The organism is Acidovorax delafieldii (genome assembly GCF_007993815.1).
Taxonomy (GTDB): Bacteria; Pseudomonadota; Gammaproteobacteria; order Burkholderiales; family Burkholderiaceae_C; genus Acidovorax; species Acidovorax delafieldii.
The window spans coordinates 134,694-149,891 of record NZ_VJWE01000015.1 but is presented as its reverse complement, the minus strand read 5'-3'; the positions used below and the strand labels follow the sequence as shown (position 1 = coordinate 149,891).

The 15,198-nt window shown below is 64.8% G+C and carries 9 protein-coding genes and 1 pseudogene; 9 read left to right on the top strand and 1 reads right to left on the bottom strand.

Annotated elements, in window-relative coordinates; genetic code table 11:
* The first annotated feature begins 93 nt into the window (after positions 1-93).
* Positions 94-1,608 (top strand): glucan biosynthesis protein G, encoded by a 1,515-nt coding sequence (locus tag ATF69_RS16585; RefSeq protein WP_146871663.1) that lies wholly within the window; start codon positions 94-96, stop codon positions 1,606-1,608.
* A complete protein-coding gene (gene mdoH / locus ATF69_RS16580; protein ID WP_244303749.1) occupies positions 1,581-3,668 on the top strand; it encodes a glucans biosynthesis glucosyltransferase MdoH in 2,088 nt (695 codons plus the stop codon). The genes ATF69_RS16585 and mdoH overlap by 28 nt, the downstream gene beginning before the upstream one ends.
* 134 nt (positions 3,669-3,802) lie before the next feature.
* On the opposite strand, the gene ffh is transcribed toward mdoH, so the two are convergent.
* Positions 3,803-5,182, bottom strand: a complete 1,380-nt coding sequence (ffh, locus tag ATF69_RS16575) for a signal recognition particle protein (protein WP_108500153.1) — start codon at positions 5,180-5,182, stop codon at positions 3,803-3,805.
* A 98-nt stretch (positions 5,183-5,280) separates the two neighbouring features.
* On the opposite strand from ffh, the gene ATF69_RS16570 reads away from it, so the two are divergent.
* The 7 genes and pseudogenes from ATF69_RS16570 (at position 5,281) to ATF69_RS16540 (ending at position 14,868) form a co-directional block, all read left to right on the top strand.
* Positions 5,281-6,078, top strand: a complete 798-nt coding sequence (locus tag ATF69_RS16570; RefSeq protein ID WP_146871662.1) for a cytochrome C assembly family protein — start codon at positions 5,281-5,283, stop codon at positions 6,076-6,078.
* Positions 6,075-6,302, top strand: coding sequence for a PP0621 family protein (locus tag ATF69_RS16565; RefSeq protein WP_146871661.1), 228 nt, complete (start codon positions 6,075-6,077; stop codon positions 6,300-6,302). Before ATF69_RS16570 ends, ATF69_RS16565 begins: the two co-directional genes overlap by 4 nt.
* A gap of 22 nt (positions 6,303-6,324) precedes the next feature.
* A pseudogene (locus ATF69_RS16560) lies at positions 6,325-8,029 on the top strand (two-component system sensor histidine kinase NtrB).
* Between the two features lie 11 nt (positions 8,030-8,040).
* Positions 8,041-9,606: a sigma-54-dependent transcriptional regulator gene (locus ATF69_RS16555; RefSeq protein WP_146871660.1), complete on the top strand. Its 1,566-nt coding sequence runs from the start codon at positions 8,041-8,043 to the stop codon at positions 9,604-9,606.
* A complete protein-coding gene (ampD, locus tag ATF69_RS16550; RefSeq protein WP_056746905.1) occupies positions 9,590-10,219 on the top strand; it encodes a 1,6-anhydro-N-acetylmuramyl-L-alanine amidase AmpD in 630 nt (209 codons plus the stop codon). The genes ATF69_RS16555 and ampD overlap by 17 nt, the downstream gene beginning before the upstream one ends.
* A gap of 377 nt (positions 10,220-10,596) precedes the next feature.
* Positions 10,597-13,536, top strand: a complete 2,940-nt coding sequence (locus ATF69_RS16545; protein WP_146871659.1) for a ribonucleoside-diphosphate reductase subunit alpha — start codon at positions 10,597-10,599, stop codon at positions 13,534-13,536.
* Positions 13,537-13,671: 135 nt separating this feature from the next.
* Positions 13,672-14,868, top strand: a complete 1,197-nt coding sequence (locus ATF69_RS16540) for a ribonucleotide-diphosphate reductase subunit beta (protein ID WP_056066330.1) — start codon at positions 13,672-13,674, stop codon at positions 14,866-14,868.
* The last annotated feature ends 330 nt before the right edge of the window (positions 14,869-15,198 follow it).

The following is a 15,198-nucleotide window of genomic DNA, read 5'->3' as shown; positions in this document are numbered from 1 at the left end:
TTTTGCAGCTGGCACAGGGTTTGCCCTACGCTTGGCATGCACGCAGTTTTTCCCTCCTTTTTTCGCCAGATCGGCAGGCGCGCAGGGCCCGCAATGGCCCTGGCCACCGCCCTGCTGGCCAGCGGCGCGCACGCACAGGGCTTTGACTTCGAGAGCGTGACCCGCCTCGCACGCGACCGCGCCAGCCAACCCTACCGGCCGGTGAGCGACAAGCTCCCGGCCGACCTCGCACAGCTCAATTACGACCAGGTGCGCGACATCCGCTGGCGCCCCGATCGCGCCCTGTGGCGGGCCGACAAGCTGCCCTTTGAGGCCATGTTCTTCCATCTGGGGCTGTACCAGAAAGAGCCGGTGCTGATCAACGAGGTGACGCCGCAGGGCGTGCGCCACATCCCCTACAGCCGCGCGGACTTTGACTACGGCAAGAACCAGCTGCGGCCCGAGGCCTGGGGCGACCTGGGCTTTGCAGGCTTTCGGCTGCACAACCACCTGAACTCCAGCGCCTACAAGGACGAACTGGTGGTCTTTCAGGGCGCCAGCTACTTCCGCGCTCTGGGCAAGGGCCAGCAGTACGGCCTGTCGGCGCGCGGGCTGGCCATCGACACCGTGGGCGGCCGGGGCGAGGAGTTCCCCCGCTTCACCGCGTTCTGGCTGGTGCGGCCCGATCCGCTGTCCACCCAGGTCACGGTGTACGCACTGCTCGACTCGCCACGCGCCACGGGCGCCTACCGCTTTGACATCCAGCCCGGCGCGCAGACCACCACCACCGTGCGCAGCCGCATTTTTGTGCGTGCCGCCTCCGGCAACCCATCCATCGCCACGCTGGGCGTTGCGCCGCTGACCAGCATGTTCTTCTTCGGCGAGAACCAGCCACGCAAGGAAGACTTCCGCCCCGAAGTGCATGACTCCGACGGCCTCATGGTCGCCACGGGCGAGGGCGAATGGCTGTGGCGCCCGCTGCAGAACCCCCGGCAGACGCTGGTCACCTCGTTCGCCACCAGGAACCCCAAGGGCTTTGGCCTGATGCAGCGCGACCGCCAGTGGAGCAGCTACGAGGATGTGGAAGCCCGCTACGAACGCCGCCCCAGCGCCTGGGTGCGCCCGCTGCATGACTGGGGCGCAGGCCGCGTGGAGCTGGTGCAGCTGAACACCCCGGACGAGACCCACGACAACGTCGTGGCGTATTGGGTGCCCGCCCAGATGCCAGCTCCCGGCCAGCCGCTGGAATTTGCCTATGAGCTGAGCTGGCAGGGCGATGAGCAGCAGCGCCCACCCAGCGCCTGGGCCACCCAGTCGCGCCGCGGCATGGGCTACACCAAGTTGTCGGCCCAGGAACTGCGCCAGCAGGTGCAGTACGTGGTCGATTTCGAGGGCCCTGCCCTCAAGGCCCTGCCTGCCGAAGCCACTGTGAAGGCCGTAGTGACCAGCGATGCCAACGGCAAGGTGCTGGAAAACATTGCCTACCGCAACCCCGCCACCGGCGGGTGGCGCATGACCGTTCGCATCCAGCGCCTGCAGGCCGACCGGCCGGTCGAGCTGCGCGCTTTTCTCCAACACGACAACCACGCTGTGAGTGAAACATGGACGCACATCAGTCTTCCCGAGTAAGCCCTCATGACCCCCACGGCACCCACGCATCCACGGGCCCTGCCGTGGTCGCGCGGCGTGGTGTGGCCTACCCCCGCCAAGCCCCGAGCCGACGCAGCACACTGCGCGAGGAGCGCCACCCCAATGCGGTGACGGCACCGCCTCTGCACCGCGGCTCCATGGTGCCCCTGCCCTGGCGCGGCTTTTGGAACAGCGTAGGCACCGCCGTGCTGCTGCGCCTGACGGGCCGTACGTCTCCGCAACCCGTATCGACTACGGTGGCACAAGCTCCCGCTGAATCCACCGCCGCTTGGCAAGGCGCAGCGCAGCGCCGCCGCTGGACGTTTGCGCTGCTCACCGTGCTGGCCACCGCACTGGCCAGCACCCTGTTTGCCAGCGTGCAGCCCGACTATGAAAACGCGTGGCTGGGCCACGGCCAGATTGCGTTGTTTGCGCTGCTGTCCGCCTGGGTGGTGACCGGCTTTTTGACCGGGCTCATGGGCTTTTGGGTGATGTTGCGCGGCGACCGGCATGCGCTATCGGCACGCAGCGTGGTAGAGCAAGCGCTGGCTCCCGACGCCCGAACTGCCATCATCATGCCGATCTGCAACGAAGACGTGGCCACCGTGTTTGCCGGGCTGCGCGCCACCTGCGAGTCGGTGGCCGCCACCGGCCACGGCACCACGTTCGATGTGTTTGTGCTCTCCGACAGCAACGACCCCGCCATTGCCCGCGCCGAGCGCGCCGCCTGGGAAGAGCTGCGCAGCGCCCTGGCGCAGCACAGCCAGCAACCCCAGGTGCAGGTGTACTACCGCCTGCGCACGCGCCGCACCCACCGCAAGGCGGGCAACGTGGCTGACTTCTGTCGGCGCTGGGGCAAGGACTACCGCTACATGGTGGTGCTGGACGCCGACAGCGTGATGAGCGGCGACTGCATCGTCTCCATGGCCAAGCTGATGGAAGCCAACCCCACGGCCGGCATCATCCAGACCGCTACGCAGGCCATCGGCCATGTGACGCTGCACGCCCGCGCGCAGCAGTTTGCCTCGCGCGTCACGGGTCGCCTGTTCACTTTGGGCATGCAGTACTGGCAGCTGGGCGAATCGCACTACTGGGGCCACAACGCCATCATCCGCGTGGCACCGTTCATGCAGCACTGCGCGCTAGCGCCCATCCCCGGCAAGGGGGGCCTGGCTGGCGGCATCATGTCGCACGACTTTGTGGAAGCCGCCCTCATGCGCCGCGCGGGCTACCACGTGTGGCTGGTGGGCGACCTGATCGGTAGCTATGAGCAACAGCCGCCTGACCTGCTGGCCGAGCTGCAGCGCGACCGCCGCTGGTGCCAGGGCAACCTGCAAAACGCGCGCCTGATGGCCGAGCCCGGCATCCACGCGGTGCACCGGTCCATGTTCGTCACCGGTGCCATGGCCTATCTGTCGGCGCCGCTGTGGCTGGCCTTCATGACTCTCGGTACGGCGCTGTGGCTGTCGGGCGCCAAGCTGGTAGCGGACTGGCACATCCTGCCCGCCGAGCTGCTCGCCCTGTGGGTCTGGACCTTGTGCCTGCTGTTCTTGCCGCGCATCCTGGGCGTGGCCGCAGTGTTCATGCGCCGCGAGCAAAAGCAGTACGGCGGCGCTGTCAGCCTGCTCAAGAGCGCCGTGCTGGAGAGCGTGATGGCCATCCTGCAGGCGCCGGTGCGCATGCTGGCGCATTCGCTGTTTGTTCTGATCGCGTTGACCGGCCTGAAGCTGGAGTGGAAGTCGCCCCCGCGCGAAGCCCATGCCGTGCCCTGGCGCCACGCCGTGCGCCAGCTCGCTCCCATGAGCGCGGTGATCGCCCTGCTGGCTGCGGGCGTGGCGCTGATCGACAGCAGCGCGCTGTTGTGGCTGATGCCCGTGGGCCTGCCGCTGGCGCTGGCGATTCCGCTGGCGGTGTGGACAAGCCAGATCGCACTGGGCCGGGCGCTGCGTGCACAGAGACTGCTGCTGATTCCCGAGGAGTCGTGGTCCCCTCCAGTACTGCGCCGTGCCTGGTTGCACGCCAGCCGGCTGGCACGGCCCGTGGCGTTGCAAGCAGCCTGAGGCACCGCGCAGAGCCACCATCCACCGACCCACAAAAAAAGCCGACGCATGTCGGCTTTTTTATTCACTCATATTTTCATAGCATTCCAGGCATATGGTTGTAGCGCCTGGTGCCAAAAAGGCTTGAAAACCCTTCAGAAAGGCATCTTGGGCATGCCTCCGCCGCCCATGCCCTTCATGCCGCCCATCTTCTTCATCATCTTCATCAGGCCGCCGCCCTTCATCTTTTTCATCATGCCCTGCATCTGCTCAAACTCCTTGAGCAGGCGGTTGACCTCCTGCACATGCACACCCGCCCCGTTGGCGATGCGCTTCTTGCGAGTGGCCTTGATGAGTTCGGGCTTGCGGCGCTCCAGGGGCGTCATGCTCTGGATGATGCCTTCCTTGCGCTTGATGTCTTTTTCGGCCTTGTCCATGTCCAGCGAACCCGCCTTGGCGGTGAGCTGGGAGGGCAGCTTGTCCATCAGGCTCGACAGCCCGCCCATCTGCTTCATCTGCTGGATCTGCGAGAGAAAGTCGTTCAGGTCGAATCCGTCACCGCTCTTGACCTTGGCCGCCAGCTTTTGTGCGGCCTCCATGTCCACCCCGGCCGTCACCTGCTCCACCAGCGCCACGATGTCGCCCATGCCCAGGATGCGGCCCGCATGGCGCTCTGCATCGAACACTTCCAGGCCGTCGATCTTCTCCGAGACACCGGCAAACTTGATGGGTGCCCCCGTGATCTGGCGCACGGACAGCGCGGCACCGCCGCGCGAGTCGCCGTCCAGCTTGGTGAGCACGATGCCGGTGAGGGGCAGCGCCTCCTTGAAGGCCTTGGCGGTGTTGATGGCGTCCTGGCCCTGCATGGCATCGACCACGAACAAGGTTTCGACCGGGTTCAGCGCGGCGTGCAGGTCCTTGATTTCCTTCATCAAGGCTTCGTCGATGGCCAGGCGACCGGCCGTGTCGACCAGCAGCACGTCAAAGTAGTGCTTCTTGGCGTAGTCGAGTGCGGCGTGGGCAATGTCAAGCGGCTTCTGGTCGGGCGTGCTGGGAAACCATTCGGCACCGGCCTGCTTGGTCACTGTCTTGAGCTGCTCGATGGCGGCCGGGCGGTACACGTCGCCCGACACGGTCAGCACCTTCTTCTTGCGCTTTTCAATCAGGTGCTTGGCCAGCTTGGCCGTGGTGGTGGTCTTGCCCGCACCTTGCAGGCCGGCCATCAGGATCACGGCGGGCGGCTGGGCGGCCAGGTTGATATCAGCCACGCCCTCGCCCATGGTGGCGGCCAGTTCGCGGTTGACGATGCTGACCAGCGTCTGCCCGGGCTTGAGCGATCCCAGCACCTCCTGGCCCAGGGCCTTTTCCTTGACGCGGGCGATGAAGTCGCGCACCACGGGCAGGGCCACGTCGGCTTCGAGCAGCGCCATGCGCACTTCGCGCAGCATGTCCGTGACATTGGACTCGGTGATGCGGGCCTGGCCACGCATCTCCTTGACGAGGCGCGTGAGTTTGTCGGTAAGGGCGGAGGCCATAGGGGTGTTTCCGGTATTGGCTGCGCGCCGTCAACAACGGCGTTGTGCGCGCAGCCCCGCCAGGGCGCTGGCGGTGGGCGAAAGGCTAAACTGTGCCCATGATTTTAACGAGTAGCTCTCCGGTCAGTTGGCTGCTGGCCCTGGCCGCTGCCGTGGCTTATGCCGTGCCTGCCGCCGCAGCCTCCCGCCTGGGAGCGGCAGCGGCGCGCAATGCACTGCTGGTGGCGTGGTTGCTGCATGGCGCCGTGCTGGTGTGGGGCCTGTGGGGCGAAGCGCCCCGATTCGGTTTTGCGCCCGCGCTGTCGATGACTGCATGGCTGGTGCTCACGGTGTATGCCGTGGAGCGGCAGTTGTTTCCACAAATGCAGTCGCGCTGGGTGCTGGCAGGCCTGGGCGCGGCAGCCATTGTGCTGGCCATGTTGTTCCCGGGGCAGCCCCTGCACGTGTCTGCATCGGCCTGGCTCCCCTTGCACCTGGCGTTGGGCATTGCGTGTTATGGGCTGTTTGCAGCCGCCGTCGTGCACGCCTGGCTCATGACACGCGCCGAACGCCACATCCGACAGGCCGAAGACCCGCACAGCGGCATCCCGCTGCTCACCCTGGAGCGGCTGACCTTCCGGTTCGTGACGGCAGGGTTTGTGCTGCTCACCGCCACCTTGCTGGCCGGGTGGCTGTTTGGCGAGACGCTGTATGGCCGGGCCTGGCGGTGGGACCACAAGGCCGTGTTCTCGATGCTCTCGTGGCTGACCTTTGCCACGCTGCTGCTGGGCCGTGCCCGCTTTGGCTGGCGGGGCCGCAATGCGGTGCGTGTGTTGTATGCAGGCTCGGCCCTGCTGCTGCTGGCCTATGTGGGTTCGCGTTTTGTATTGGAAGTTGTTCTGGGCCGCAGCGCATGAAGTACCTGGTCTTGTTGGTCGTCATCGCGGTCGCGGTGGGTATCTGGCGCAGTCGCCGCGCTCCTGATGCCGCTGCGCCCAAGGCGCCCCCCGCCCCGCCGGCCCTGCCACAGGACATGCTGGCCTGCGCGCACTGCGGCGTGCACATCCCGCAGGCCGAGGCACTGATGCTGGGCAATCAGGCCTATTGCAGCGCCGAGCACCGGCGCATGGGCCCTGCCTGAGCGACGCCTTCCCGTTGTGACCATGCAAGCAGCGCCCGCCGGCCCACTGCCGCCTTCCGCAGAAGCCCCCTTCGCACGGCTGTGGCTCGGTTTTCTGACGGGCCGCGTGATGGTAGCCCTGGCACTTTTGGTGCTGCAGGGGGCCGGGCAGCTGATCAATCAAGCGGCGGCGCCTTCTGTGCTCGCGGTCTGCGTGGCCTACCTCGTAGCCACCGTGGTACTGCGGGTGCTGTCGCGCAAGGCCCCCCCCGTCGCCCAGCGCCGGCCCGCAATGGCTGCCTTCCATTGGCGTGGACCTGGCGGCGATCACTGCGCTGCAGTTGCTGCATGCGGGCACCATGAACTACACGCCCCTGTTCGGCCTGCCCATCCTGATCGCAGCGGTCATGGGCACGCTGACCCTGGCCCTGGGCACCACGGCCGCCGTCACGCTGCTGCTGCTGGGCTGGGCCTGGTGGGTGGGCCAGTACAGCACGGGCGACGAAGGCCAGCGCTACCTGCAAAGTGCACTGACCGGCACGGGCTACTTCATCGTGAGCTATCTGGTGCACCAGCTGGCCACCCGCCTGGCGCGCGAACAGGAAGTGGCACAACAAAGCCAGATCGCAGCGCGCGTGCAAACGCAGGTCAGTGCACTGGTCATCCAGAACCTGACCGACGGGGTGCTGGTGGTGGACGAGACCGACGTGGTGCGCATTGCCAACCCCGCAGGGCTGCAGCTGCTGGGCGGCATGGCGCTGACCGAGTTGCCGTTTGCCCTCACATCCACGGCTCCGTGGCACCCCTTGGTGATCCTGGCGCGGCGCACCTTCAGGCACGAACAACCCCAGACAGCCGACGTCGATCTCCTACACGAAGGCCAGAGCCCCACCGGTCTGCATGTGCGCACCTGGCTCACATCCACTCGCAACGCGGCCTTGCAAACGCGCTCCGAGCGGCTGTGCGTGATGTTCCTGCACGACCTGCGGGAAATGGAAGCGCGGCTGCGCACCGAAAAACTCGCGGCCATGGGCCGCATGTCCGCCGCAGTGGCCCATGAGATCCGCAACCCGCTGGCGGCCATCGTGCAGGCCAATGCCCTGCTGGAAGAAGACCTGCACGACCCCGCACAAAAACGGCTGGCGCACATGGTGCAGCAAAACGCCGACCGCCTGGCCCGCATCGCCGAAGAGGTGCTGGACATTGCCCGCGTACAGCACCAGATCAGCCATGCCCCTGCCTCGACCGTGGCGCTGGACGAGACAGTCGCCCAGATCTGGAACGACTGGCAGGCCCAGGACCCCGCCCGGCGGCGCGCCCTGGTGTCGCTGGACACGGGCGCCACCCAGGTGGAGTTTGACGCCGAGCACCTGCGTCGGGTGCTCGTCAACCTGCTGGACAACGCCCTGCGCTACATGGGCCCGGAGCCCGACTCACTGTCAGTGACCACGCGCAACACGCACGCTGGCCAGGTCAGCCTGCAGGTGTGGAGCGACGGTGCCCCGATGGACAAATCCGTGGAGCGGCATTTGTTCGAGCCCTTCTTCTCGTCGGAGAGCCGCTCCAGTGGTCTAGGCCTCTATATTTGCCGGGAGCTGTGCCAGCGCCATGGCGCCTCCATCAGCTACCAGCGCCTGAACCGCCACACCGCACGCGGTGACATCGGAGGCAACGCCTTTACTGTGGGCTTCCGCCGCACGACCCGCCCCGCCGACAATGCCACCTTGTTTGACACCATAGTGGTCTGACTGCCGCCTCCATGAACGCCCCTGCCGCCTCCATCCTTGTCGTTGACGACGAACCCGATCTGCGCACCCTGTACGAGCTCACCCTGCTGCGCGAGGGGTACCGGGTCGAGACCGCGTCGAGCGTCCAGGAGGCGCGTGATCAACTCAAGGCCCACCGCTTTGACGCCGTGATTACCGATATGCGGCTGCCCGACGGGTTTGGCATGGAGCTGCTGCAGGATCTGCGCGACCAGCAACGGCGCGAACGCTGCGTGGTCATGACCGCCTACGGCTCGGCAGAGAACGCGGTCGAGGCGCTGCGCGCAGGGGCCTTCGACTACCTCACCAAGCCCGTGGACCTCAAGCAGTTCCGCTCGGTGGTGGCCTCAGCCATCCAGGGCACGGGTGGGGTTCCACCGCCGCGTGCGTCACGCAGCAACGGCTTCAGCCGGTCTACCAATGCAGCGGCGGCGACCGGCGAATTCGGCAATGCCAACGCCGCCCTGGACCGCCTCGTGGGCGAGTCCGACGCCATCCGCAACGTCAAGCAGCGCGTGGCCAAGGTATCGCGTGGCATGGCGCCGGTACTGATCCATGGCGAGTCGGGCACGGGCAAGGAGCTGGTGGCCCAAGCCCTGCATGCCAGCAGCCAGCGTGCTGACGGGCCTCTGGTCGCCGTGAACTGCGGGGCCATCCCCGAGAACCTGCTGGAAGCTGAATTTTTTGGTGCCCGCAAGGGCTCCTACACCGGCGCGTCGCAAGACCGCGACGGCTACTTCCAGGCCGCACGCGGGGGCACATTGTTCCTCGACGAAATCGGCGACCTGCCGCTGGCCATGCAGTCCAAGCTGCTGCGCGCCATCCAGGAGCGCAGCGTGCGGCCACTCGGCTCCACCCAGGAAGAGACGGTGGATGTGCGCATTGTGAGCGCCACCCACCGCGATCTGGCGGCCGATGTGCAGGCCGGCCGGTTCCGCCAGGACCTGTACTACCGGCTTAATGTGATCGAGATCGTCATCCCGCCGCTGCGCGAGCGCCGCGAGGACCTGCCCGCACTGTGCGCAGCGCTGCTCACCCGCATTGCCCACGAGTCGGGCATGCCGGTGCCCCAACTCACCGACCGGGCACTGAACGCCATTGCCGCCCACCCGCTGACCGGAAATGTCCGCGAGCTGGAAAACCTGCTGCACCGCGCAGTGGCATTGAGCGACGGGGACGAGTTGCAGGTGGATGCGCCAAGCGGCGCGTCAGATGTGCAGATGGCACGCCTAGCACCGCCCACGCTTGTGCCCGCGCCAGAGGGATCGGCGGTGTCCGCCGCCTTCTCTGCCGGGCCCCACGCTTCGACGTCTGCAGACACAGGCCAGGGCCCTCAGCCCCTGGCCAACGGCTGCACGGTGCCACTGCCCAGCGACCTGCAGGCCTGGTTGGACCAGCAGGAGCGGGAGATCCTGATCCGCGCGCTGAAAGAAGCCGGGTTCAACCGTACCGCCACAGCCGCACGCCTGGGCATCAGCCTGCGCCAGATTCGCTACCGCATCGCCCGTCTGAACATCGCCGTGCCCAATGACCAGGACCCGCATGACGAACTGGGCTGACAGTGCACCAGCGGCAGACATGGCGCCCTGGGAGGGCGGCTGGTACAGGACCGCTCAGCGGCTCGCATCTCCAAACCACGGGCCGCGCCCGGTACAGACCTCGCAAGTCGATCTGATCGTGGTGCATTCCATCAGCCTGCCGCCGGGCGAATACGGCGGCGGTGCCGTGCAACAGCTGTTCACCAACACCCTGGACTGGGATGCGCACCCCTACTACCAGGGCATCCGCGGATTGCAGGTCTCCGCGCATTTTTTCATCGAGCGCACCGGGGTGCTGTGGCAGTTTGTGGATTGCGACTTGCGCGCCTGGCATGCCGGGCAATCGTTCTACCGGGGGAGGAGCCAGTGCAACGACGATTCCATCGGCATTGAACTGGAAGGCCTGGAGGGCCTGCACTTCGAGTCGGCACAGTACGAAACCCTGGCCAGGGTCTGCCAGGACATTGCGCTGCGCTATCCCATCGAGCACATCGCAGGGCATGAACACATTGCCCCGGGACGTAAGTTGGACCCAGGCCCGGGCTTTGACTGGCCACGACTGCAAGGGGCGTTGGACTGGCCCGCGCAGCGATTCCCGCTGAACACGCGGGCGGACCCCTTGCAGCTTCGCTGACGCCGCACTTTCACTGTCGTACGGGCGCATCAAGACATTTTTTTCTTTGTGCGCTTGCACATATTTTTGCAGCCAAGCGCTGCGCGGCCTGGCGCAGGAAATCCGCCGCCAAGGTACGCCACTGCACGGTTTTGCATCGCCCACATCGCATTCACAAGGGCTCGCCACAGGCACCGGTTGCGTACGCAACGGGGTTGAGAACATGCTGTTTCGGTTTTGGGGACTCATTCCGGCGGTACACTACCGGTAGTGTCTTGAACCGCCTCGACACACCATATATAGTGTGCACCAGACTGAAGTCCGGTGCAGCACCCACACACTGCGGCGGCACTCCAGGCCGCACGCCCACCCCAGACAGCCCACAGAAGAGGACCCCCATGCAAGCTGCTTTGAACACGCCTTCCCCATCGCCCACCGCCTCTACGGATGCCGCCACGCACGCTGCGGCGGCCGCAGCTTCCGGGCACCCGCTCACGCATTACCAGATCATTCGCCGCAACGGCGCGGTGGTGCCGTTCGAGCCCCAAAAAATTGCGGTGGCGATGATGAAGGCGTTTCTGGCAGTGCACGGCACGCAGGGCGCTGCCTCTGCCAGCGTGCGTGAGGTAGTGGACACGCTCACCCAGAACGTGGTCCGCGCCCTCATGCGCTCGCGTCCTGGCGGCGGCACCTTCCACATTGAAGATGTGCAGGACCAGGTCGAGCTGGGCCTGATGCGCGGCGAGCACCATGAAGTCGCCCGTGCCTACGTGCTGTACCGCGAGCGCCGCACGCAGGAGCGCGCTCACCACCTGGAACAGCTAGCGCCCGCCACCCCGGTGCTGCACGTGATCGACAACGGCCAACGCGTGCAGCTGGACATCCTGCGCCTGCACGCCTTGATCGAGTCGGCCTGCGCCAACCTGGGCGCCGACATCCAGGCAGCCCCCATCGTCGCAGAGACCATGCGCAACCTGTATGACGGCGTTCCCATGGACGAGGTCTACAAGGCGTCCATTCTGGCGGCCCGCACCCTGATCGAAAAAGATCCTGACTACACCTACGCCACGGCCCGCCTGCTGCTGCACACCATCGTGCGCGAGGTGCTGGGGCGTGACGTAGCCCAGAGCAACATGGGCCAGGCCTACAAGGACTATTTCCCCACCTTCATTCAGAAGGGGGTGGACAACGAGCTGCTGGACGAGCGCCTGCTCAAGCAATACGACCTGAACCGCCTGGGCGCCGCGCTCAAGGCCGAGCGCGACCTGCAGTTCGACTACCTGGGCCTGCAGACGCTGTACGACCGCTACTTCCTGCACGTCAAGAAGACCCGCATCGAGCTGCCCCAAGCCTTCTTCATGCGCGTGGCCATGGGCCTGGCGCTCAACGAAACCGACCGCGAAGCACGGGCCATCGAGTTCTATGAAGTGCTCTCGTCGTTCGATTTCATGTCGTCCACCCCCACGTTGTTCAACAGCGGCACGCTGCGCTCGCAGCTGTCGAGCTGCTACCTGACCACGGTGCCCGACGACCTCGATGGCATTTACGAGTCGATCAAGGAAAACGCCTTGTTGTCCAAGTTTGCCGGAGGCCTGGGCAACGACTGGACCCGCGTGCGCGCCCTGGGCTCGCACATCAAGGGCACCAACGGCGAATCGCAGGGCGTGGTGCCCTTCCTCAAGGTGGTCAACGACACGGCAGTGGCCGTGAACCAGGGCGGCAAGCGCAAGGGCGCCGTCTGCACCTACCTGGAAACCTGGCACCTGGACATCGAAGAGTTCCTGGAACTGCGCAAGAACACCGGCGACGACCGCCGCCGCACGCACGACATGAACACGGCCAACTGGATCCCTGACCTGTTCATGCGCCGCGTGATGGAAAAGGGCACCTGGACGCTGTTCTCCCCTTCTAACGTGCCCGACCTGCACGATCTGTTTGGCGCCGACTTTGAAAAGGCCTATGTGGCCTACGAAGAAAAGGCCGCACGCGGCGAGATCAAGCCCGCCAAGACCATCCAGGCCACGGACCTCTGGCGCAAGATTCTCACCATGCTGTTCGAGACCGGCCATCCCTGGATCACGTTCAAGGATGCCTGCAATGTGCGCTCGCCCCAACAGCACGCCGGTGTGGTGCATTCCTCTAATCTGTGCACCGAGATCACGCTCAACACCAGCGACACCGAAACTGCCGTGTGCAACCTCGGCTCGGTGAACCTGCTGCAGCACATCAAGAACGGCCAGATCGACCACGACAAGCTCAAGAAGACCATCACCGTGGCCATGCGCATGCTGGACAACGTGATCGACATCAACTACTACGCAGTCAACAAGGCCCGCGACTCCAACCTGCGCCACCGCCCCGTGGGTCTGGGCGTGATGGCCTTCCAGGACAGCCTGTATGCGCTGCGCATTCCTTACGCTTCGCAAGAGGCGGTGGAATTTGCCGACAAGTCGATGGAAGCCATCTGCTACTACGCCTATTGGGCGTCCACCGAGCTGGCCAAAGAGCGCGGCAAATACTCCAGCTACAAAGGCTCGCTGTGGGACCGCGGCATCCTGCCTTTCGACACGCTGGACATGCTCTCGCAGGCCCGTGGCGGGTATGTGGAAGTGGACCGCTCGTCCACGCTGGACTGGGATGCCCTGCGCAAGAAGATTGCACTGGACGGCATGCGCAACTCCAACTGCGTCGCCATTGCCCCCACGGCCACCATCTCGAACATCATTGGCGTCGATGCCTCGATCGAGCCTTCTTTCGGCAACCTGTCGGTCAAGTCCAACCTGTCGGGCGAGTTCACGGTGATCAACGGCGGCCTGGTGCGTGACCTCAAGCGCCTGGGCCTGTGGGATGACGTGATGATCATGGACCTCAAGCACTTCAAAGGTTCGCTGCACCCCATCGACCGCGTGCCCCAGGACATCAAGGCGCTCTACTCCACAGCCTTCGAAGTCGAACCCCAGTGGCTGGTGGAAGCCGCATCACGCCGCCAGAAGTGGATCGATCAGGCTCAGAGCCTCAACATCTACATGGCCGGCGCGTCGGGCAAGAAGCTCGACGACACCTACAAACTGGCGTGGGTGCGCGGCCTCAAGACCACCTACTACCTGCGCACCCAAAGCGCGACGCACGTCGAAATGAGCACCGTGAACACACGCCAGCTCAATGCAGTGTCATCGGGCAATGACAGCGGCGCATCGGCAGCTTCAGCCACCGCAGCGGCCAAGCAAAACCCGCTAGAAGCCGCTGCCGCAACGGCCTCTCAGCAGGCTGCAGCTGTGCCAGCCACGGACGTCAAGTTCTGCGCCATCGACGATCCTGGCTGCGAGGCCTGCCAGTAGGCACTTTGCCAGCAACGCCTCGGGCTCGCCCGAGGCGTTGCTCCGGTGCTGTGAAGCAACAAAACCTTGCTGCACAACGCTTCAGTGCTTTCCTTTTCGCAGCACTGCTTTCATAATCCGAACACTGGAAAATCTATGTTGACCTGGGACGAAGAAGTCAAGCCCTCATCGCAAAATCAACTGGACGGCGGTCTACCCAACAACCGCCAGGTGGGACAACCGCCTCTCGCTTTCCAGACGCCTTCGCTGCAGCCTTTGAGCACCTCGGCCCCAGCAGCAAGCGCCACCACCACACCCGTCGCCGCAGCAGCACACCGCCGTGTGAACGCTGCCGACAAGCGCATCATCAACGGCCAGACCGACGTCAACCAGCTGGTGCCTTTCAAGTACAAGTGGGCGTGGGAAAAATACCTCGCCACTTGCGCCAACCACTGGATGCCCCAAGAGGTGAACATGACGCGTGACATCGCGTTGTGGAAGGACCCCAACGGCCTGACCGAAGACGAGCGCCGCATCATCAAGCGCAACCTGGGCTTCTTCGTCACCGCCGATTCGCTGGCCGCCAACAACATCGTGCTGGGCACGTACCGCCACATCACGGCCCCTGAGTGCCGCCAGTTCCTGCTGCGCCAGGCGTTCGAAGAAGCGATCCACACCCACGCGTATCAGTACATCGTCGAATCGCTGGGTCTGGATGAAAGCGAAATCTTCAACGCCTACAACGAAGTCCAGTCGATCCGCGACAAGGACGAATTCCTGATCCCCTTCATCGAAGCGATCATGGATCCGTCTTTCAAAACCGGCACTCCCGAGACCGACCAGACCCTGCTCAAGTCGCTGATCGTTTTCGCGTGCCTGATGGAAGGCCTGTTCTTTTACGTGGGCTTCACGCAGATCCTGGCATTGGGTCGCCAGAACAAGATGACCGGCGCTGCTGAGCAGTACCAATACATTCTGCGCGATGAGTCGATGCACTGCAATTTCGGCATCGACTTGATCAATCAGCTCAAGCTCGAAAACCCCCACCTGTGGACCGCAGAGTTCAAGGCCGAGATCAAGGCACTGTTCCTCAAGGCCGTCGAGTTGGAGTACCGCTACGCCGAAGACACCATGCCCCGTGGCGTGCTGGGCATGAATGCTTCCATGTTCAAGGGCTACCTGCGCTACATCGCCAACCGCCGTGCCACGCAGATCGGGTTGGAGACGCTGTTCCCCAATGAAGAGAACCCGTTCCCGTGGATGAGCGAGATGATCGATCTCAAGAAGGAGCGCAACTTCTTCGAGACCCGGGTTATTGAATACCAGTCCGGTGGTGCGCTGTCCTGGGACTAGCGCCTTTTTTGCAGGCCACACCACCATGGATTTTTACACCACGCCCAGCAACGACAGCGCCGCAGAGCGCTGCCCTGCGGGGCGTTCCCGTGTTCATGGAGATGGAGTTTTCATCCATCTCCATGGATCGCTCTCTGTCCACTGCAGACAGGAAGTGCTCTTTGCAAATTGACCCAAGGAGAACATGATGGCAACTGCGAAAAAACCGGCCGCTAAGAAGGCTGCTCCCGCGAAAAAGGCTGCAACGGCCAAACCCGTAGCCGCCAAGAAGGCTGCACCTGCCAAGAAGGCAGCAGCACCGGCAAAGAAAGCCGCTCCTGCCAAGAAGGC

Bases quoted from the DNA above. Each gene is read 5' to 3' on its own strand.
- ampD (WP_056746905.1), top strand. From the start codon at position 9,590: ATGACGAACTGGGCTGACAGTGCACCAGCGGCAGACATGGCGCCCTGG.
- ffh (WP_108500153.1), bottom strand. From the start codon at position 5,182: ATGGCCTCCGCCCTTACCGACAAACTCACGCGCCTCGTCAAGGAGATG.
- ATF69_RS16555 (WP_146871660.1), top strand. From the start codon at position 8,041: ATGAACGCCCCTGCCGCCTCCATCCTTGTCGTTGACGACGAACCCGAT.
- mdoH (WP_244303749.1), top strand. From the start codon at position 1,581: ATGGACGCACATCAGTCTTCCCGAGTAAGCCCTCATGACCCCCACGGC.
- ATF69_RS16570 (WP_146871662.1), top strand. From the start codon at position 5,281: ATGATTTTAACGAGTAGCTCTCCGGTCAGTTGGCTGCTGGCCCTGGCC.
- ATF69_RS16585 (WP_146871663.1), top strand. From the start codon at position 94: ATGGCCCTGGCCACCGCCCTGCTGGCCAGCGGCGCGCACGCACAGGGC.
- ATF69_RS16565 (WP_146871661.1), top strand. From the start codon at position 6,075: ATGAAGTACCTGGTCTTGTTGGTCGTCATCGCGGTCGCGGTGGGTATC.
- ATF69_RS16540 (WP_056066330.1), top strand. From the start codon at position 13,672: ATGTTGACCTGGGACGAAGAAGTCAAGCCCTCATCGCAAAATCAACTG.
- ATF69_RS16545 (WP_146871659.1), top strand. From the start codon at position 10,597: ATGCAAGCTGCTTTGAACACGCCTTCCCCATCGCCCACCGCCTCTACG.